The sequence below is a fragment of the Candidatus Pelagibacter sp. genome, from assembly GCF_052049935.1.
Taxonomy (GTDB): Bacteria; Pseudomonadota; Alphaproteobacteria; order Pelagibacterales; family Pelagibacteraceae; genus Pelagibacter.
Genome location: NZ_JBNGZA010000007.1, coordinates 12,866 through 32,688 on the forward strand (window position 1 = coordinate 12,866; position 19,823 = coordinate 32,688).

Genomic DNA, 19,823 nt, shown 5'->3' on the forward strand with positions numbered 1-19,823 from the left:
AACCTGGGATTGAATTAATTTAAGCTTAATTGTGTCTAAATTTTTATGACAACAATATATTGTGTTTCTACGTGAAACTTATTTTAATTTAGAGATTGGTGCAAAAGTTTTTCGATGATGAATAGTTATTCCATGTTTTTTTATAGCAACTAAATGTTTTTTAGTGCCATAGCCACAGTTTGTTTCCCAATAATATTTATTAAACTTTTTTGATAAATTTTTAACTAGTCTATCTCTAGATACTTTGGCAATAATTGAAGCCGCAGAGATACTAGGTATTTTTTTATCGCCCTTAACTACTGATTTTAAATTATAATTTCTAATTTCTGGAGTTTTGTTACCGTCCACAAGAATTAATTTAGGTTTTTTCTTAAGCTTCAATATTGCTCTTTTCATTGCGAGAAGAGTTGCATTTAAAATGTTTAATTTTTCGATCTCTTTTACTGACGCTTTTCCAAGGCTCCACGTAGAGTTTTGTTTAATATATTTTGCAATTTTCTCACGTTCATTTTTATTTAGAGTTTTTGAATCTTTTAATAATTTTTTATTTATTTTTTTATCCAATATTACTGCAGCAGCAAAAACTGGTCCCATTAAACTTCCTCTGCCAACTTCGTCAACACCAGCAATAACTTGCATCACAATTTAATTTTTAATTCTTTAATTTTGTCTCTTATTTTTTTTAAATCTTCCCAAGAGTATTTTTTATTCTCGGGAAATCTTATTAGGTAAGATGGGTTAAAGCTTATCATCATTGGATAAGTTTTATTATCGAGTATAATTTCTTTCCAATTTCCACGTTCTTTTGAAATCTTGTTACCTGAGCCAGTTAAAGCCTCCATCGCAGAACTGCCCATTAAAATTATTAATTTAGGGTCAATTATAGAGATGTGTTTTTTTAAGAAAATTGAATATCTTTTAATTTCTTGAGAAGTAGGCTTCCTGTCTTCTGGAGGTCTGAAATTTATTGCATAACTCAAATATATTGAGTCTCTTTTAATTTCTATAGCCAGCAACATTTTATCAAGCAAAGTACCCACTTCACCCTGAAAGGTTTTGCCAGATTCGTCTTCATTAGCCGATGGTGCTTCACCTATAAGCATGATTGGACTATCAGGTTTCCCATCACCTAAAATGAGATGGTTAGAATTTGATTTTAAATTACAATTTTCAATTGAATTTATATTTTTTTTTAATTCCTCCAGAAGCGTCTTTTTTTCGGCATTCTGGTTTTTTGTAGTTTCTAACTTAACTTTAAATCTATTTATTGGCTTGTTACTAAATACAAAATCTTGCTCAATTGTATTTATGAATTCATCAGTATATACCAGGCTATGATCAGATTTGTTTTTAATCATTTAAAATTTAAGATTTTAAAATATATAAAATTAGTTGTTCTAATTAGTTTAGTTTATCAGACACCTACTGATACTAAAAGTGCTAGTTTTGAAAAATTTGACTCTAGATATTTATCCAGTTATTTCTCAGGGATAGTTGCATACGAGAATAAAGATAATTCAAATTCTCTAGATTTTTTTAGGTCTTCAAAAATACTCATTGATAAGCATGACCCTTATCTTAAAAGATACATTTTTTCTTTAGTACAAGAAAATAAAATCACTGGTGCAATAAATCTAATTAAACAGAATTTAAGGAAAGAGAATACTGATTTTTTCGAAAGCTATGTTTTGTTGGTTGTAGATAGTATTAAGAAAGATAATTTTGACCGAGCAGAAAAATATTTAGTTAAATTGTCTTTTTTGACAGAACAAAACAGATTTAATCTCATTATTTATGAAACTTTAAGACAATATATTTATGTATTTAAAGAAAAAAGAATTTCCTTTAATGATCAAAATTTTGGAAATTTAACTCTAATTACTAATACATTTAAAAGATGTTATTTAGGAGATATTAATACTGAGGATTTTTTTTTAAAACTCATTGATGAAAATAATAAATTTGATTATTCAAGATATTTATTTTTTTATCTCTCTTATTTGATTGAAAATAATAGGATAGATGAGGCAATACAACTTACAAACAAAATAGAATATATCAATAATCCTATATTATTATCTCAGGGAAAAAATTGGATTGAAAATAAAAAATATGAAAATTTCAAAAAAATATTTTCATGTAAAAATCATAAAGATTTAATCAGCGAATTTTTATTTTTGATATCAAATCTTTATTCTTCTCAAGATCAATTTGAAAAATCTAATTTTTATTTAAACATAGCAAATTTTTTAAATCCTAAATTTGTATTCAATTTAGCTTTGGTAGCAGATAATTATTATTTGAATCAAAATTATGAAAAAGCCAAAGAAACTTTGAAAGTTTTTAATAAAGAAACTTTATTTTACTATTGGTTTAGAATTAAAAAAGAAGCCCAGATTATTGGAAAAGAATCTGATGATATAAAAGCATTAAATTATTTAGTTAAAGAATTTTCAAAGTTCAATAACCCAAATTTGAAAATGATTTTAGATGTAGGAAATTTTCATAAAAGTGCAAAAAAATATAAAAAAGCGATATCATTTTATTCAACAGTCTTATCTTCTATTGATTCAAATTCAGAACTAAGCTCAGATATTTTATATAGAAGGGGAGGAAGTTACGAGAGAATAAAAGATTTTGAAAATTCAGACAAAGATTTACTTGCCTCTTTAGAAATTGATCCTGATGATGCTTATGTTTTAAATTATTTGGCATACTCATGGTTAGAGAGAGATTATAAAATTGATGAAGCAATCTCTATGTTAGAGAAAGCTTATGCTATTAAAAGTAATGATCCTTATATAATAGATTCAATTGGTTGGGCTTACTATTTAATTGACGATTATGTTAAAGCTGAAAAATTTTTAAAAAGAGCAGTTGAACTTATGCCCGATGATCCAATTGTTAATGATCACTATGGTGATATTTTATGGAAATTAGATCGTAAAATCCAAGCAAGATATTTTTGGAGTAATGTATTAAGTTTTGAGGACACCGAAGAAGAAATGAAAGAGAAAATAAATATTAAATTAATCTCTGGTCCTCAAAATACTTAAAATGAACATAAGAACTTTATATTCACCTGCCAAAATAAATTTAGCTTTAAATGTAGTTGGAAAAAAAGGGTCACTTCATAAAATTGAAAGCATTGTTTCTTTCGTAAATTTATATGATTTGATTAAAGTAAAAGAAATAAGGCATAAAAAACATCAAATAATATTTAATGGAAAATTTTCCAAAAATATTAAAAGAGATAATACCATAACAAAGTTGCTAAATATTCTTGATGATAGAAATTTATTAAAGAAAAAAAAATTTCAAATTAAAATTACAAAGAATATTCCTCAAAGAGCTGGCCTTGGTGGAGGCTCGATTAATGCTGCAAGTTTACTATCTTTATTTATAAAAAAGAATTTTTTTAAAATAAGTTCAAAAAAAATTAGAGAAATATGTGATTTAATTGGATCGGATGTAATTCTTGGGATTTATAAAATTAATTTAATTTTAAATTCAAAAGGAAAAATCTCAGCTTTCAAGACTAAAAAAAATTTTAATATTGTTCTGGTAAAACCAAAATTAGGATGTTCCACAAAAGCAATTTACTCCAACGTAAAAAAATACTCTAGAGCCATCTTTAATAAATCAAAAGCTGGTGTATTTAATTTAGATAAATTGAGTAATCTTAAAAATGATTTAGAGCCAATAGCATTAAGAAAATATTCAAAATTGAAACAAATTAAGTCTCACTTAGAAAATTACACAAAATCAAAATTTGTCAGAATGACAGGATCTGGTTCAGTGATTGTTGGATACTATTTGACCAAAAAGGACAGCGAATTAGCAAAAAAGTATATAAATAAAAAATTTAGAAATTATTGGTGTATTGTTGCAAAAACTATATAAATTAATTTTTTTGTGTTATATGAAAACGATATTGGGGCGTAGCCAAGCGGTAAGGCACGGGTTTTTGGTACCTGCATCCTAGGTTCGAATCCTAGCGCCCCAGCCAAATATGGAAAGCTTGATAGATAAATTTTTCTCAAGAACAAGTAATTTAGATTACGTAACACAAAATATTAAAAAAATTTCAATAGATACTGAAGTCGATAAATTATTTAATGCTATCAACTCATATTCTGATGAAAGTGAGTTAAGATATGTTGGTGGTTGCATAAGAAAAATAATTAATAAAGAAAAAATTGATGATATTGATTTAGCCACAAATTTAACGCCCGTTGATGTGTCTCAAGCATTGAAAAAAAACAACATCAATTTTTATGAAACGGGAATTGAGCATGGCACAATTACAGCAGTTATCAATAATCAGAAATTCGAGATTACCTCACTTAGAAAAGATGTTGTTACCGATGGAAGGCATGCAAAAGTTGAATTTTCAAAAGACTGGAAGGAAGATGCGTCTAGAAGAGATTTTTCAATAAATTCAATATACTCAGACAAAGAAGGAAATTTATTTGATCCTTATGAAGGTAGAAAAGATATATTAGCAGGTAAAATAAAATTTATTGGTGATGCAGAAAGAAGAATAAAAGAAGATTATTTAAGAATAGTAAGATATGTGAGATTTTTTCTTAAATATTCAAAGAATAAACATGACCCAAGGATTTTAAAAAAAATTAAAATTAACTTAGAGGGCATCAAAAATTTATCTTCTGAAAGATTGTTAGATGAGCTTAGAAAGATTATTAGATCTAATGGTTTAGAACATATTTCAAAAGATAAAGAAAGCGGAGAACTTCTAAGGCTTATTTTTCCTCAAATTTTAAAAATGAATTCATTTGAAAAATTAAATGAAATTTCTAAGAAAATTTATCTAGAGGCAGACTTTCCTTTTTTATTGGCAGTTATGATTATAGACAAAACTGATAATGCTGATTATTTTATGTATAAGTTTAACATTTCAAAAAAAGATCAAAAACGAATAAAATATTTAGATAATTTTTATAAATCTAAAGTTAATAAAAATACTTTTACGGAAAAAAATTTAGTAAAAAAACTTTATTTTGATGGCAAAGAGTCTGTCTTGGATATTTTGAATTTTAAGATCCTCACAAACAAAAAAATAGATCAAAAAATAATTGATTTAAAAAATATGCTTGAAAATAAAGATTTACCAAAATTTCCAATTGAAACTAAAAATCTGATGCAAGAGTATGATTTAGTTGAGGGCAAAACATTAGGAAAAAAATTGAAATTACTAGAGGAATTTTGGGTGAATAATGAATTCAATATTTCTAAAGATCAAATTAATAGAATTATAAGAAATTAAATATATTTTACGTCTTTAATTTCAAAATTTTTGATACCTGCTGGTGTTTTAACCTCAACAAGATCATCTTTATTTTTTCCAATTAAACCTTTTCCAATTGGTGACTGAAAGTAAATAAGTTTTTGTTTTAAATCTGCCTCATCTTTACCAACAATTTTATAATTAATTTTTTCACCAGTATCTAAATTTTCAAGAAAAACAGTTGAGCCAAAAATTACTTTTCCATCATTATTTATTTTTGTGACATCAATAACGTTTGCTCTAGCGATGATATCATTTATTTCATCAATTCTTCCCTCGTTATGTGATTGCTCTTCTTTTGCTGCATGATATTCAGCGTTTTCTTTTAGATCACCATGAGATCTAGCTTCTGCTATTGCAGCAACGATTTCTGGTCTTTTTTTTTCTTTTAAATAAACAAGTTCTTCTTTTAGTTTATTAAGACCATTTAATGTTATTGGCTCTTTATCCATTTTATTTCCATTTTGCTAATGGAGGTAATGACATTAAGATACCTTCTACATTACCACCAGTTTGCAATCCAAATTTTGTTCCTCTATCATATAATAGATTAAACTCAGCATATCTACCTCTTTTTATATACTGAGCCTCTTTCTCTTTTGATGACCATTTTTTATTAATCTTTTTATTTATTATCGAATTAAATATTGATTGGAATGTAACTCCCACATCTCTAACAAATTTGAAATCATTATGAAAATTTTCTTTTTTATAATCGAAAAATATACCACCTATCCCTCTTAGCTCTTTTCTATGAGGAAGAAAAAAATATTCATCACACCATTTTTTATATTTTTTGTAATAACTTTTATTATGCCTGTCACACATCTTTTTTAAATTATTATGAAAATTTTTTTTTTCATTTAAATCATTAATTGCAGGTGTTACATCCATTCCGCCCCCAAACCATTCAAAAGTTGTGCTTATAAATCTGGTATTAAAATGCATTGCAGGTATATGAGGATTGTTCATATGCATTACAACTGAAATTCCTGAAGCCCAAAATCTTGGATCTTTAGATGCACCTGGTATATTTTTTTGGAATTTCTCAGGAAATTTTCCGTAAACTTTTGAGAAATTAACTCCAACTTTTTCAAAAACCTTACCACCTTTAAGAATTCTAAATTCACCTCCACCTTCATCTAATTTTTGACTTCTTTTCCAAGAAGTGGATTTAAATTTTAATTTATTTTTCTCAAATTTTTCTATGTCATTACAAAAGGAGTTTTGTAATAGTTTAAACCAATTACTTGCCAAATCTTTTTTTAATTCTAATTCCATTAAGATAAATTTATTTGTCTTATATTTTCAGCTAAAATTATAGCAACAGATGTGGCTAAATTTAAAGATCTTTTATTCTGGGCCATTGGTATTTTAAGTCTATTTGAAACTTTTTTATGCACAAAATCTGGAACACCTGAACTTTCTCTACCAAATAGTAGCGTATCATTTTTATCAAATTTAAAATCAGTGTAGGCTACAGATGCTTTTGTGGTCATTAATACAACTCTTTCATTTTTCTTTTCATCAAAAAAATGTTCAGAATTTTGATAAAATTTGATTTCATCTTCATTGAAATAATCCATAACTACCCTTTTAAATCTCTTATCACTTAGTAGAAATCCACATGGTTCAATAATTTCTAGATCCGCTCCAAGGCATGCACAAGTTCTAATAATTGCTGCAGTATTTTGAGGTATATCAGGTTCGTATAATGCAATTTTGGGCATCAGTTATTCTTTTATGTGTCATTCTATCCATAGAAAAAAAAGTATTTTCTTATAGAAAATCATGTATTAAATAATTTTAGTTACATTTTATATATGTCTGATTCTAAGAAAAAACCAGAAAGAAGAGATTTTTTATTTACTGCTACATATGCTGTTGGAGCAGTAGGGGCCGCAGCTGTTGTCTGGCCAATGATTGATCAAATGAACCCTGATGCATCAGTCAAAGCGTTGGCTAGTACTGAAGTTGATGTTAGCTCAGTTCAACCAGGAAATACAATTACAGTTTTATGGAGAGGTAAACCTGTTTTTATAAGAAGAAGAACTCAGGAAGAAATTGATGAAGCTAGAGCAGTCAAAATGGAAGAATTGATACACCCTGAAAAAGATGAAGATAGAGCCAAAAACCCAGAGTGGTTAGTGATGTTAGGGGTTTGTACTCACTTAGGCTGTGTTCCATTGAATGATAAAGGTGATTACAATGGATGGTTCTGTCCTTGTCATGGATCTCATTATGATACTTCTGGAAGAATAAGAAAAGGTCCTGCTCCTTGGAATATGGAAGTTCCCAAATATGAATTCGTAAATGCAAACACAATTAAGATTGGATAAATAAAAAATGAGTGATCACGATTACACACCAAATTCAAAAGTAGGTAAATGGTTTAACGATAGATTGCCTTTGCTAACTTTAGCAAACCACTTAACAGATTATCCAACGCCAAAAAATTTAAACTACTGGTGGACATTTGGTGGTATTTTAACTTTTTGTTTAATTACACAAATCGTAACCGGTTTGACTTTAGCTATGCACTATATAGCACATGCTGATATGGCATTTGAAAGTGTTGAACATATCATGCGTGATGTAAACTATGGATGGTTAATAAGATATATTCATGCAAACGGTGCATCAATGTTTTTCCTAGCTGTATATATTCATATATTTAGATCTTTATTTTATGGCTCATACAAAGCACCAAGAGAAATTATATGGATCATTGGTATTATCATTTATCTTTTAATGATGGCTGCAGCTTTTATGGGTTATGTTTTGCCTTGGGGTCAAATGAGTTTTTGGGGCGCAACAGTTATCACAAATTTATTTAGTGCTATCCCATTAGTAGGCGAAGGAATAGTTACATGGTTGTGGGGAGGGTATTCAGTTGATAATCCGACTCTTACAAGATTTTTTACATTACATTATCTAATTCCATTTTTAATTTTAGGATTAGTTGTGCTTCACATATGGGCTTTACATGTTCCAGGAAATAATAATCCAGTTGGAATTGATATTAAAAAACCTTCAAAGGACACAGTACCGTTCCATCCATATATTGTCATAAAAGATGGTTTCGCTTTACTTATGTTTATGATCGTTTTTGCTTTTTTTGTTTTCTATACACCAAATATTTTAGGACATGCCGACAATTATATTGAAGCGAACCCAATGGTTACTCCAGCTCATATTGTTCCGGAATGGTATTTATTACCTTTCTATGCAATTTTAAGATCTGTACCCGATAAATTATTAGGTGTTGTTGCTATGTTATCAGCAATTTTAATTTTAGCAGCACTACCATGGCTTGATACATCAAAAATTAGATCATCCGTTTTCAGACCACTTTATAAACAATTCTATTGGATATTAGTTGCTGATGTTTTGATACTTGGTTATGTCGGAGCAATGCCTGCGGAAGGTCTTTATTTATTAATAGCTAGAGTTGCTACAGCATATTATTTTTTACATTTCTTAGTAATTTTACCAGTTTTAGGAATGAAAGAGAAAACCTTACCGGTTCCATTGAGCATAACAGAACCTGTATTAGGTGGATCGCCCAACCTAGCAATGGCCAAGAAAAAAGAGGAAAGGTCATTAAGCTAAAAGTGAAAATTTTATTAAAATTCCTTGTTTTAGTTTTTATTTTTACTTTTCAAGCTAATTCAGCGGAGAAGGTTGAATATTTAAAAACTGATTGGTCTTTTAAAGGTTTGTTTGGAAAATTTGATCGAGGCTCTCTTCAAAGAGGCTATCAAGTATATACAGAAGTTTGTTCTTCTTGTCATTCGATGAAATATTTAAGTTATAGAAATTTATCTGAAAAAGGAGGACCAGAGTTTTCAGAAGCAGAAGCTAAAGCAATTGCAGCATCTTTTGAGGTTACTGATGGACCGAATGAAGATGGAGAAATGTTTACTAGACCAGCTAAATTATCAGATAAGTTTGTAAAACCTTACGAAAATGTAAAAGCAGCTCAAGCAGCTAATGGGGGTGCTTATCCACCAGACATGTCTGTTCTTGTTAAAGCAAGAGGAGGTGGGGTAGATTATATTTATTCACTGCTTTTAGGTTATGAGGATGCACCAAGTGGAATGAAACTAGATGAAGGAGTGCATTACAATAAATACATGTATGGTAATAAGATTAAAATGTCTAAACCATTATCAGATGGTCTAGTTGAATATTCGGATGGAACAGTCGCTTCTGAAGCACAAATGGCTAAAGATGTAACAACATTTTTAATGTGGTCTGCAGAGCCTCATTTGGAGTCTAGGCACCAAATGGGTTTCAAAGTTATTGTATATTTGATTATTTTAACAATTTTAGTTTATTTTAGTATGAAAAGAATTTGGTCACGTGTTGAATCTGAAGTTTAAAACATCACCATCTTTAACAATATAATCTTTACCTTCTAATCTCATTTTACCATTCGTTTTAGAATTTACCCACCCATCGTTTGATACAAAATCTTCATATGAGATAGTCTCTGCTCTAATAAATCCTTTTTCAAAGTCTGTATGAATTTCACCAGCCGCTTTAGGAGCTAGACAATTTTTTTGAATTGTCCAAGCTCGAGTTTCTTCTGGTCCAGAAGTAAAAAAGGTATCTAATTCTAATATTGCATAACCTTTTTGAATTAACATTGATAAACCTGTGTCTTTCAAACCAATCATATCCATGTAATTTTTTCTCTCACTATCTTCAAGTTCATTTATTTGATTTTCTATATCAGCAGAAACAATTAATGTATTTTCACTCCCATATTTATTTATAAAATTTTCAGTATGATTATTTCCTTTTTGAACGCTTTGTTCATCAACATTGCAAACAAATATTTTGGGTTTTATTGAAAGCAACCCACTTTGTTTCAACTGTTTAGATGTGAATTCTTCTTTCAAACAGTCTAAACTTTTATCGTTATTTATACAATCTAAAGCAATTTCTAATAATTTTAATTGTTCAGGTTCAACATTTTTTTTATTATTTTTTTCAAGTCTTTTTTGAATAGACTCTAAATCAGCTAGCATCATTTCTGTTTCGATAATTTCTAGATCTCTTACAGGATCAACATCAGGATTTACATTTTGGATATCATCTGACTCAAAGCATCGTATCATATGAATTATAGCATCAACCTCTCTTATGTGAGATAGAAATTTATTACCAAGACCTTCTCCTTTTGATGCACCTTTAACTAACCCTGCTATATCTACAAAAGATATTGTTGTATTAATTATTTTTTTTGATTTTGAAATTTTGGCTAAGTTGTCCAATCTTATATCGGGAACAGCAACAACACCCACATTTGGATCAATTGTACAAAAGGGAAAATTTGCTGCCTGAGCTTTATTTGAATTTGTTAAAGCATTAAATAAAGTAGATTTACCTACATTAGGTAAACCAACAATTCCACATTTAAAACTCATTATTTATTGTTTACTGTACTTGAAAATAGGTCTAATTTTTTTTTAACAAGAATATCTAGGGACTCAGTTATATTTGTTGTGATTTTCTCTAGCTCAGTCATTTCATCATCATCAAAGTTTTGTAAAACAAAATCACCAACTTCGATGTTAGCTTTTGGTTTTCCAATTCCAACTCTAATTCTAGAATACTCTTTACTAATAAATTTATCTATAGATGCAATACCGTTATGACCTGCACTTGACCCACCAAATTTAGCTTTAATTTTTCCAAATTCAACGTCAAGATCATCATGAAAAACAATCACGTCTTCTGCATCAATTTTAAAATATTCCAATAATTCTCTTATACATATTCCAGAATTATTCATGAATGTTAAAGGTTTTATTGCATAAACTTTTTCGCCTTCAATTTCACCAGTGGTTAGTAAACCTTTAAATTTTGGTTTTTGTTTTGATAAACCAAATTTTTTATTTATGGCATCTATAATTTTAAAGCCTATGTTATGTCTATTATTTTCACTATTTGGTGTTGGGTTACCTAAACCTACAAATAAAAGCATAAATTTATTTTAATTTTTAAAGATCAATTATTAGACTACTTTTTTTCTGCTGGAGCAGCTTCCTTTTTATCACCCTCAGCTGGTTTATCACCATCCTCAGCCGGTTTATCTCCACCTTCTGCAGCTGCACCCTCTGCACCTTCTGCAGCTTCAGCTTCAGCAGGTTTTTCAGGTTCTTTCATAACTGTCGGAGCAGCTAATGTTGCGATAACAAAGTCTCTTCCTTGAATGGTAGGAACTACATCTTGTTCAAGTTTAATTGATGAAATTTTAAAACTTTCACCAATATCAACTCCATCTAGATCAATAACTAAACTCTCTGGAATTTTTTCACTTGGACATCTTAATTCAACTTTTCTTCTTACAATGTTTAATACACCACCTTTTTTAAGGCCTGGTGATTTTTCTTGGTTAATAAACTGAACTGGAACATCTATTCTAATTTTTACTCCTGGTACAACTCTTTGAAAATCAACATGAATAGGCTCGTCAGATATTATATGATAAATTACTTCTCTAGGTAATACGTTTTGAGTTTTCCCATTAATATTTAAGCTGATTATATTTGAGTAGAAATTATCTTTCTCAACTAAAGATTTTAAAGTTTTTTTTGAAATAGATATGTTCTCGTTATTATCCTTACCGCCATAAACTATAGCTGGAACATTTCCTTCTTTTCTAATAATGCTAAGCTCACCCTTAGTCTTGTTATTTCTTATAGTAGCGTCTAGTGAATTCATAAAACTGGGGTCTTTTAGCCCAACTTCTTTAATAAAACAAGGTAATTATTTAAATAAATCAGATACAGAAGTCGAATTAGAGATTCTTTTTATTGCTTCTCCCATCAGTCCAGAAATAGATAAAACTTCAATATTTTTAGCTTTTTTCAATTTGTCGCTATTATCTATTGTATCGGTAATAACTAAGTTTTTAATAACTGACTTTTGTATCTTTTTGACTGCCTCTCCACTCAATACGCCATGTGTGATATAGACATAAACATTTTTTGCTCCTCTATCTTTAAGAGCTTTAGCCGCATTAACTATTGTTCCTCCAGAATCAATTAAGTCATCTACAATTATACAAGTTTTATCTTTAACATTACCAATTACATTCATTACTTGAGATTGACCTGGTTTTGGTCTTCTTTTATCTACAATAGCAAGTCCAACATTAAGAAGATTGCCAAGCGCTCTTGCTCTTTGAGTTCCTCCTACATCTGGTGCAACACATATAAGATTTTTTTCTTTTATTTTCTTTTTAACATGTCGAGCAAATATTGGAGTTGCAAATAAGTTATCTACAGGAATATCAAAAAATCCTTGAATTTGTCCTGAATGTAAATCAACTGTCACAACTCTATCAGCTCCTGCTTTTGTGATAAGATTAGATACTAATTTTGCTGATATAGATGTTCTTGGCACAACTTTTCTATCCTGTCTTGCATAACCAAAATATGGAATGACCGCAGTAATATTTTTTGCTGATGATCTTTTTAGTGCATCTATACATAGCAATAATTCCATTAAGTTGTCATTTGCGGGAGAGGAAACCGATTGAATAATAAAAATACTATTACCTCTTATATTTTCATTAATTTCAATATAGATTTCTCCATCAGCAAATTTCTTGATACTGGAATTTACAAGTTTTGTTTTTAAAAATTGAGAAATCTTTTTACTTAAAGGTTGATTGCTATTGCCAGTTAATAATTTCATGAATTTTTAGAATTAATCATAATTAACGAAATATTTCTACCATAATCATTCTCTTTAAGATGAATTGATCTTCTAGCACTAAAAAAATTGTTTTTTATATCAAACGTATCTTTATTTAGCACATCTATTCTATTAACTCCACTATGCTTTATGGAGTTCTTAACAAAATTTCTTAAATTAAAATAAATCCTATTTTTTGTAATTTTGAAAAATATTTTATTTTTATTGTTTTTCTTTAAGAATTTTTTTTTGAAATCATATTTGACTTCATAATTATTTTGAGAAATACATGGTCCTATAGCAGCAATCAAATCGTTTGGTTTATATCCTTTATTCACAATGAATTTTATAACTTTTCGTATTATATCTTTATAGGCACCTTTCCAGCCCGCATGGATTGCTGCAATAATAGAGTTTTTTTTATCTGATATTAAAATTGGAACACAGTCAGCTGTTAAAACTCCAATAGGAAGATTATTTTTGTTTGTGATAATTGCATCTGCTTCAACTTTTTTAGTTTTTTTATTTTGATTTTTATCAATAAACACAAACTTACAACTATGAATTTGTTTAACTAGATAAATTTCATTAGTGTTTTTATTTATTTTTTTCCTAACAATATCTAAATTTTTATTTATAGCTCTTTTATTGTCATTAGATCCTGGACCACAATTTAGACTTTGATAAATACCTTTAGACACCCCGCCTTTTTTGTTAAAAAATCCATGTTTGATATTATGTGAAGATAATTTTTTTGACTTAATCAATTTAAAAACCTACCTTAAATGAATTATTTTTTTTTGTTACAAACATTACTTTAAACAAAGAACCCATTTTATCTTCATCAATTAGTCTACCAACTCTATAAAATAAATCTGCTTTCTTTGAAAATTGAAGTTTTTTAGAAATAATTTCAGCTCTTTGCATTATTCCCATATTTAAAAGAAAGTTTCTCTGATTGATGTAAATACTTTTTAGTTTTTTTAAACTTCGTATAAATTTTTTAAGAAAGTAAAAGTTCAAATTATAAGTGATATCTCTATTGCCAATATTATCTAAAATGTTGGCATATTTATGATTTTGAATAGCTTGAAGAGTATCTTTAAATTTATTTTCTGAATATCCATAATCAAATAACAATAAACCACCATCATTTTTATTAATAATTTTTCCTATATCTCTTAAATATTTTAAGGAGAGAGGAGAATACTCAATAAACTTTTGTTTTTTTATGATTTCAGAAAACAAGTCTTTTTTGTACTTTTTAATGTCTATTTTTTTTTGTCTAATTTCCCCTTTATTTTGTAAAATTTCTACATATTTCTCATACCAATCAGTTTTGATTTTAGTTAGATGTTTTATCGGTAAAGCATCAAAAAATTCATTAGCGATAAATATTATAGGATTTTTTTTTTTAAATTCTAATTTCTTTTTCCAAGAGATTTTTTGTGAAGAAATATTTTTTTTTTGAATATCAATCAAAGTTTTGCTTTTTTCATATATTAAAAAATTACAAGAATTATAAAAATTAGGAAAATTTTTTAATGTATTTATTATTCCTTTCATGAGTGCCCCATTACCAGCACCTAATTCAATTATATCAATTTTTTTCGGCTGATTTAGATGATTCCAATATGAAACTAACCAAATAGAAATCATTTCAGAAAATAGAATAGAAATATTTGGAGCAGTTATAAAATCTCCATTTTTTCCAAATGGGTTTTTTTTTATGTAATATCCTTTCTTTTTGTCATAAAGAGCATAATCAATAAAATTATCTAAAGATAATACTTTGCTTTTATTTTTTTTCATTTTTTAAAGAAAAAATTGTAATTCCAATTGCTAAGAAAATTATACTAATAATTTGACCCAAGGTTAGATTTAAGAGCAGATATCCAATTTGTTCATCAGGTACTCTATAAAATTCACAAATAAATCTAAATATAGAATAAAAGATTAAAAATATTCCAGAAATATACCCTGGATTTAAATTTTTTGATCTTTTTTTAACAAATATTAAAATTACAAATAATACTATTCCTTCAAGAAATGCTTCGTACAATTGGGAGGGGTGTCTATAAATTTCATCTACTTTTAAAAACTTAACAGACCAAATTACTTCTGCAGCTTTTCCATAAAGTTCTGAATTTATAAAATTAGCAATTCTTCCTAAAAATAATCCAACCGGTGTCACAATTGCTATCACATCAAGAAATTCAAAAACATCTAAATTTTTTGATTTTGAAAATAATATTGACGCAAGTATTACACCAAGTAGACCCCCATGAAATGACATTCCCCCATTCCATATTTGAAAAATCTCTAGTGGATTATTGAAAAAATAACTAAAGTCATAGAAAAAAACGTAACCCAATCTTCCTCCAAGAATAATTCCAACGATTACATAAGTGATATAATCATCAAAAGCTTCCTTTATTTTGTCATTATCAATAAAGAATTTCTTACCAAGATACCATCCAATTAAAATTCCAAAAATATAAGCTAAGGAATACCATCTTATTTCTAAAGACAGGATTGTAAATGCAACTGGGTCAAAATTATTAATGAACATTTAGTTAAATGATTATAAGTTATTTTTAATATTAAATAAAATTATGAAAAATTCAAAATTTGTTTTTGATAAATTATCCGAAGTTTTTGAAAAAGGCTTAATAACCTCTAAAGATTTAGGCAATGAGATTTTCAATATACTTAGATCTAAAAGAGATGAGATTGTTTTCAAAATGAAATTAACTAGCAAAGATGAATTTGAAGTTTTAGCAAAAAGGGTTGAAAACCTAGAAAATAAGATAGCAAAATTAAAACAAACTAAGACTAAAACTGTTGTTAAAAAAAAAATTAAACGGGTAAAAAAATCTTAACTTCTAGCCCATTTAATTTAGATTTGTTCAATCTAATATAGCCCCCATGAGATCTTATTATATCAGAGGCAATTGATAAGCCTAAGCCAACACTAGATTTTGCTTCCGCTCTTCCTTTATCAATTTTATAAAATGGTTTAAATACATTATTGTACTCTGCCTCTGGTATACCTGGACCATCATCTCCAATAATTATAAACAGATTTTTACTTTTTTTAGATAATGAAACATCTACTTTTGATCCATATTTAATAGCATTATCTATAATATTATTGAAACATCTTCTTAATAAATTTTTTCTTCCATTTATATAAATTTCACCAATTATATCTTTTGAAATATTTTTATTTTCGTATTTATGAATAATCTCATCCATTAGTAAGGAAATATTAAATATCTCATTTTTTTCTGAAAAATTTGAGCTTGTAAATTGTAAATACTCATTAAGCATTTTTTCCATCTCATTTATATCTTCACTAAGTTTTGATGAAATTTCTTGATCCTTAATGAATGCAAGTTGCAATTTCATTCTTGTTAATGGTGTTCTTAAATCATGACTTATACCTGAGAGCATTTCTGATCTTTGGTTGAGATGTCTTTGAATTCTTTTTCTCATTTTTTCAAATTCATATCCAGCTTGTCGAATTTCTAAAGAACCTGATGGTCTGTACTCATCAACGTCTTCACCACGACCAAATTTTTCAGCAGCTCTTGCTAAATTTGTAATAGGTCTAGTTTGATTTTTTAAAAAAATCATAGCTATTACGATTAAAACTATAGCTGGGACTGTTATCCATAAACCAAACAATCTTGCAGAAGAATTTGATACTCTATCTTTGGGAAATAAAAATTCAAAATATCCATTCTTATATTTTATTCGAACATTGATTAATTCTAAATAATCAGTTGTGCTGAACCAAAATTTTTGATTTCCTATACTTGATTTTAATTCTCGTCTTAAAGATCTATCTAAAGGACTAAACCATCTTTCATTTATTTTGAAATCAAATTCTTCATCCTCAATAAATTTAATATTTAGATCTAAATAAATTGAAAATAGGTCTATTAAATATTCTTTATCGTTATCTTCATTATCATAAGCAACAATGAATGTATCAATTTCACTAACCAACGCTCTTGTAAGACCCTTATTAGTTTTAATCCAAAGGCTATCAAAAAATACAATTGTAACAACTAACTGCAATAAGATTACTGGAGTAGCTACAATTAAAAGTGCTCTATAAAATAATCTTTTAGGTAATAGATTTTTTACAAACTTATTCAATCCATAAAACATAACCACTACCTCTTAATGTTTGTAAAAATTTTGGATTTTTTGGATCTAATTCAATTTTTTTTCTTAATCTTGTAATAATTACATCTACAGATCTTTCCTTATCTATATTGATCAACTTTCCAATATCTTCTCTAGAAAAAGTTTTTCCTGGGTTATTTATCATTTTTTCTAAAATAATTTTTTCTGTATTGTTTATTTTGAATTCTTCACTTTCTTTATGTATTAGCAATTTATTTAAATCAATTTTGATATTTGAGAATTCTACAATTCTTTTCTGTTCAATAGTTTTAGTTTTATTTAAAATATTTTTAATTCTTAGTACTAATTCTCTTGGCTCAAATGGTTTTGGTAAATAATCATCAGCTCCAATTTCAAGACCTGCCACACGTTCATCTGCATCACCTTTGGCAGTCAAAAGTATTATTGGTGTTTTAATAGTACTTTTGTGTTCTTCAATAAACTCTAAGCCATTTTTTCCAGGCATCATTATATCCAAGACAATGATATCAAATTTAACAATTTTGATTTTTTCTGATGCATTTTCAGCACTATTTGATGTAGTAACTAAAAAGTTATTTTCATTAAGATACTTCTTGACCAAATCCCTTATGCCGTCATCATCGTCAACAACCAAAATATGAGCTAGAAAATTATCCATTAATTATTTTCTTTAAAACATTATCAAAGTTAATTACTTCTTCTGATTTAGAACTCAATAAAGCGGCATAAATACGTTTTTTTTGAATTTCAAAAATTTCTTTAAATAATTTCTTTCCCTTTTCATCTAAATATACGTGTTTAACCCTGGTATCTTTTTCATCTTTTTCAAATCTAATTACTTCAAGTTTTGTCAGATCTTTAAGAACTCTATTTAAGCTTTGTTTTGTTACTTTTAATTTTTGTAATAATTCAGAAATTGAAATACCCTCATACATTGACAACAGGTGTATAACTTTATGATGAGCTATTCCAATTGAGTGCTTATCCAATATCTTTTTAGGATCTGCAAAAGTGTCTCTGTATGCAATGAAAAGTTTCTCTATAAGATCTTTTAATTGATCGTCTTTTAAATAAAGTAATTCTTTCATTATGGGTAAGTTATATTGACATATTGAAGATACAAAGATAATTTTCAATTAAATTAAAATAAATTTTCTTACATGATACCCTACGATAAAAGAGACGGAAAAATTTGGTATAATGGCGAACTTGTAGATTGGACTGATGTAAAAGTTCATGTTCTAAGTCATGGTTTACATTACGGGAGCTGTGTTTTCGAAGGAGAAAGAGTTTATGATGGCTCTATCTTTAAGCTAGAAGAACATACTTCTCGTTTTTTTTATTCTGCGAAAAGAATGGGTTTTGAAATACCTTATAGTGAAGAAGAAATTAATTTGGCATCTAAAAAAATCATTGCAACTCAAAAAGTAGAAAATGGATATGTTAGACCAGTGGCTTGGAGAGGAAGTGAGATGATGGCAATTTCAGCACAACAGACGAAAATCCATGTTGCAATTGCTACCTGGGAATGGGGATCTTACTTTGACCCGAAACTAAAAGTTGAGGGTATAAAATTAAATATTTCTAAATGGAGAAGACCTGCTCCAAATACAATACCTTGGGATACAAAGGCTGCGGGGTTATATATGATTTGTACTTTATCAAAACATGAGGCAGAAAAAGATGGTTACACTGACTCTTTGATGTTAGATCATGAGGGTAATATTGCAGAGGCGACAGGAGCTAACATTTTTTTTAAAGATAAAAATGGAGAATTGCACACACCAGTTCCAGATTCTTTTTTAGATGGAATAACAAGAAGAACAGTGATTGATATTGCTAGATCAAAGAACATTAAAGTAAATGAGAGAAAAATTAGCCCTAATGAACTGAAAGATTTTGTAGGTTGTTTTCTTACAGGAACTGCGGCTGAGGTAACTCCAGTTTCTTGTATTGCTGACAACAAATTTAAAGTCTGTGATACTATTATTGACTTAAATGAAAGCTATCAATCTTTGGTGAGAAAGAAAAAAGCAGCTTAATTTTTGCTATCTTCCGATATAGCGTGGTCTATACCTTTTCTAAGATATTCATAACCAGTATATAAAGTTAAAAAGGCTGATAACCATAAAAGAATTATCCCAATTGTTTGAGCATTATAATCTTGAAAATTTATAATTTTGTTTCCAGTTTTACCAGACAATAAAAGACCAATTGAAACCATTTGAAGTACAGTTTTTAATTTTGATAAGTTTGAAACAGGCAGTTTTATTCTTCCCTTAGCAAGAAATTCTCTTAAACCAGATACAAGAATTTCTCTAGTTAGAATTATTATTGCTGCAATTACCTCGTAGTTTTTTATAGTTCCATTCATCACTAATAAAATAAGCGCTGCAGCAACTATAATTTTATCAGCTATTGGATCTAATAATTCACCAAGTTTAGACTCTTGCTCCATCATTCTTGCAAGCATTCCATCTAAAAAATCTGTAAAAGAGGCAACAATAAATAGGACTAAAGCAATTATATCACCATAAAAACCTGGTAGAAAAAAAGCAATAACAAAAAAAGGAACAATTATTATTCTTCCAATTGTAAGTATGTTAGGAATTTTTTTTAACAT

At 28.1% G+C, this 19,823-nt stretch carries 24 protein-coding genes and 1 tRNA gene; 9 read left to right on the top strand and 16 right to left on the bottom strand.

The window, feature by feature from the left end; genetic code table 11:
- Positions 1 to 78: 78 nt before the first annotated feature.
- Together ACTT90_RS04310 and ACTT90_RS04315 are read right to left on the bottom strand one after the other, a co-directional pair.
- Complete coding sequence (locus ACTT90_RS04310; RefSeq protein ID WP_014952748.1) at positions 79 to 639, bottom strand: ribonuclease HII; 561 nt, start codon at positions 637 to 639, stop codon at positions 79 to 81.
- Positions 639 to 1,358, bottom strand: a complete 720-nt coding sequence (locus ACTT90_RS04315; protein ID WP_440937606.1) for a uracil-DNA glycosylase — start codon at positions 1,356 to 1,358, stop codon at positions 639 to 641. Before ACTT90_RS04315 ends, ACTT90_RS04310 begins: the two co-directional genes overlap by 1 nt.
- On the opposite strand from ACTT90_RS04315, the gene ACTT90_RS04320 reads away from it, so the two are divergent.
- The 4 genes from ACTT90_RS04320 (at position 1,335) to ACTT90_RS04335 (ending at position 5,287) form a co-directional block, all read left to right on the top strand.
- On the top strand, positions 1,335 to 3,056 hold the full coding sequence (locus ACTT90_RS04320; protein ID WP_440937607.1) for a tetratricopeptide repeat protein: 1,722 nt from the start codon (positions 1,335 to 1,337) through the stop codon (positions 3,054 to 3,056). The two genes, ACTT90_RS04315 and ACTT90_RS04320, sit on opposite strands and share 24 nt — an antisense overlap.
- A 1-nt stretch (position 3,057) precedes the next feature.
- Entirely contained in the window at positions 3,058 to 3,903 is an 846-nt protein-coding gene (locus ACTT90_RS04325) for a 4-(cytidine 5'-diphospho)-2-C-methyl-D-erythritol kinase (RefSeq protein ID WP_440937608.1), read from the top strand.
- Positions 3,904 to 3,935: 32 nt separating this feature from the next.
- Positions 3,936 to 4,009: transfer RNA gene (locus ACTT90_RS04330), tRNA-Gln, on the top strand.
- A gap of 3 nt (positions 4,010 to 4,012) precedes the next feature.
- Complete coding sequence (locus tag ACTT90_RS04335; protein WP_440937609.1) at positions 4,013 to 5,287, top strand: CCA tRNA nucleotidyltransferase; 1,275 nt, start codon at positions 4,013 to 4,015, stop codon at positions 5,285 to 5,287.
- Here the strand turns inward: ACTT90_RS04335 and greA are convergent.
- From greA to ACTT90_RS04350, 3 genes are read right to left on the bottom strand one after another with little or no spacing between them, the layout of a single operon-like run.
- Positions 5,284 to 5,760: a transcription elongation factor GreA gene (gene greA, locus ACTT90_RS04340; RefSeq protein ID WP_014952753.1), complete on the bottom strand. Its 477-nt coding sequence runs from the start codon at positions 5,758 to 5,760 to the stop codon at positions 5,284 to 5,286. The two genes, ACTT90_RS04335 and greA, sit on opposite strands and share 4 nt — an antisense overlap.
- 1 nt (position 5,761) lies before the next feature.
- Positions 5,762 to 6,589, bottom strand: coding sequence for an oxygen-dependent coproporphyrinogen oxidase (gene hemF, locus ACTT90_RS04345; RefSeq protein WP_440937610.1), 828 nt, complete (start codon positions 6,587 to 6,589; stop codon positions 5,762 to 5,764).
- Positions 6,589 to 7,038 carry a tRNA (cytidine(34)-2'-O)-methyltransferase gene (locus ACTT90_RS04350; protein WP_440937611.1) on the bottom strand — a complete coding sequence of 150 codons (450 nt, stop codon included), beginning with the start codon at positions 7,036 to 7,038 and terminating at the stop codon, positions 6,589 to 6,591. The genes hemF and ACTT90_RS04350 overlap by 1 nt, the downstream gene beginning before the upstream one ends.
- Positions 7,039 to 7,131: 93 nt before the next feature.
- Here ACTT90_RS04350 and petA point away from each other — a divergent pair, with 93 nt between their 5' ends.
- From petA to ACTT90_RS04365, 3 genes are read left to right on the top strand one after another with little or no spacing between them, the layout of a single operon-like run.
- Positions 7,132 to 7,647 carry a ubiquinol-cytochrome c reductase iron-sulfur subunit gene (petA, locus tag ACTT90_RS04355; RefSeq protein WP_014952756.1) on the top strand — a complete coding sequence of 172 codons (516 nt, stop codon included), beginning with the start codon at positions 7,132 to 7,134 and terminating at the stop codon, positions 7,645 to 7,647.
- Positions 7,648 to 7,654: 7 nt separating this feature from the next.
- On the top strand, positions 7,655 to 8,920 hold the full coding sequence (locus ACTT90_RS04360; protein ID WP_440937612.1) for a cytochrome b: 1,266 nt from the start codon (positions 7,655 to 7,657) through the stop codon (positions 8,918 to 8,920).
- Positions 8,921 to 8,922: 2 nt separating this feature from the next.
- A complete protein-coding gene (locus ACTT90_RS04365) occupies positions 8,923 to 9,693 on the top strand; it encodes a cytochrome c1 (protein ID WP_440937613.1) in 771 nt (256 codons plus the stop codon).
- On the opposite strand, the gene ychF is transcribed toward ACTT90_RS04365, so the two are convergent.
- From ychF to lgt, 7 genes are read right to left on the bottom strand one after another with little or no spacing between them, the layout of a single operon-like run.
- A complete protein-coding gene (gene ychF, locus ACTT90_RS04370) occupies positions 9,670 to 10,743 on the bottom strand; it encodes a redox-regulated ATPase YchF (RefSeq protein WP_440930787.1) in 1,074 nt (357 codons plus the stop codon). The genes ACTT90_RS04365 and ychF overlap by 24 nt on opposite strands.
- Complete coding sequence (gene pth, locus ACTT90_RS04375) at positions 10,743 to 11,303, bottom strand: aminoacyl-tRNA hydrolase (protein WP_440937614.1); 561 nt, start codon at positions 11,301 to 11,303, stop codon at positions 10,743 to 10,745. Before pth ends, ychF begins: the two co-directional genes overlap by 1 nt.
- Positions 11,304 to 11,338: 35 nt before the next feature.
- Positions 11,339 to 12,043 (bottom strand): 50S ribosomal protein L25/general stress protein Ctc, encoded by a 705-nt coding sequence (locus ACTT90_RS04380; RefSeq protein ID WP_440937615.1) that lies wholly within the window; start codon positions 12,041 to 12,043, stop codon positions 11,339 to 11,341.
- Between the two features lie 45 nt (positions 12,044 to 12,088).
- Entirely contained in the window at positions 12,089 to 13,021 is a 933-nt protein-coding gene (locus tag ACTT90_RS04385) for a ribose-phosphate pyrophosphokinase (protein WP_440937616.1), read from the bottom strand.
- Positions 13,018 to 13,788, bottom strand: coding sequence for a peptidoglycan editing factor PgeF (pgeF, locus tag ACTT90_RS04390; RefSeq protein WP_440937617.1), 771 nt, complete (start codon positions 13,786 to 13,788; stop codon positions 13,018 to 13,020). The genes ACTT90_RS04385 and pgeF overlap by 4 nt, the downstream gene beginning before the upstream one ends.
- A 1-nt stretch (position 13,789) precedes the next feature.
- On the bottom strand, positions 13,790 to 14,833 hold the full coding sequence (locus tag ACTT90_RS04395) for an SAM-dependent methyltransferase (RefSeq protein ID WP_440937618.1): 1,044 nt from the start codon (positions 14,831 to 14,833) through the stop codon (positions 13,790 to 13,792).
- Complete coding sequence (gene lgt / locus ACTT90_RS04400; RefSeq protein WP_440937619.1) at positions 14,820 to 15,593, bottom strand: prolipoprotein diacylglyceryl transferase; 774 nt, start codon at positions 15,591 to 15,593, stop codon at positions 14,820 to 14,822. The genes ACTT90_RS04395 and lgt overlap by 14 nt, the downstream gene beginning before the upstream one ends.
- A gap of 43 nt (positions 15,594 to 15,636) precedes the next feature.
- Between lgt and ACTT90_RS04405 the strand changes: the two genes are divergently transcribed.
- Positions 15,637 to 15,903, top strand: a complete 267-nt coding sequence (locus ACTT90_RS04405) for a hypothetical protein (RefSeq protein WP_440930781.1) — start codon at positions 15,637 to 15,639, stop codon at positions 15,901 to 15,903.
- On the opposite strand, the gene ACTT90_RS04410 is transcribed toward ACTT90_RS04405, so the two are convergent.
- The 3 genes from ACTT90_RS04410 to ACTT90_RS04420 are packed head-to-tail and all read right to left on the bottom strand — an operon-like array spanning position 15,881 to position 18,288.
- The gene (locus ACTT90_RS04410; protein ID WP_440937620.1) at positions 15,881 to 17,200 is read right to left on the bottom strand and encodes an ATP-binding protein; all 1,320 of its coding nucleotides are present in this window, start codon (positions 17,198 to 17,200) and stop codon (positions 15,881 to 15,883) included. The two genes, ACTT90_RS04405 and ACTT90_RS04410, sit on opposite strands and share 23 nt — an antisense overlap.
- Positions 17,181 to 17,858 (bottom strand): response regulator, encoded by a 678-nt coding sequence (locus tag ACTT90_RS04415; protein WP_440937621.1) that lies wholly within the window; start codon positions 17,856 to 17,858, stop codon positions 17,181 to 17,183. The genes ACTT90_RS04410 and ACTT90_RS04415 overlap by 20 nt, the downstream gene beginning before the upstream one ends.
- A complete protein-coding gene (locus ACTT90_RS04420) occupies positions 17,851 to 18,288 on the bottom strand; it encodes a MarR family winged helix-turn-helix transcriptional regulator (RefSeq protein WP_014952770.1) in 438 nt (145 codons plus the stop codon). Before ACTT90_RS04420 ends, ACTT90_RS04415 begins: the two co-directional genes overlap by 8 nt.
- 72 nt (positions 18,289 to 18,360) lie before the next feature.
- Here ACTT90_RS04420 and ACTT90_RS04425 point away from each other — a divergent pair, with 72 nt between their 5' ends.
- Positions 18,361 to 19,242, top strand: coding sequence for a branched-chain amino acid aminotransferase (locus ACTT90_RS04425; RefSeq protein ID WP_014952771.1), 882 nt, complete (start codon positions 18,361 to 18,363; stop codon positions 19,240 to 19,242).
- Here the strand turns inward: ACTT90_RS04425 and pgsA are convergent.
- Complete coding sequence (gene pgsA, locus ACTT90_RS04430) at positions 19,239 to 19,823, bottom strand: CDP-diacylglycerol--glycerol-3-phosphate 3-phosphatidyltransferase (RefSeq protein ID WP_440937622.1); 585 nt, start codon at positions 19,821 to 19,823, stop codon at positions 19,239 to 19,241. The two genes, ACTT90_RS04425 and pgsA, sit on opposite strands and share 4 nt — an antisense overlap.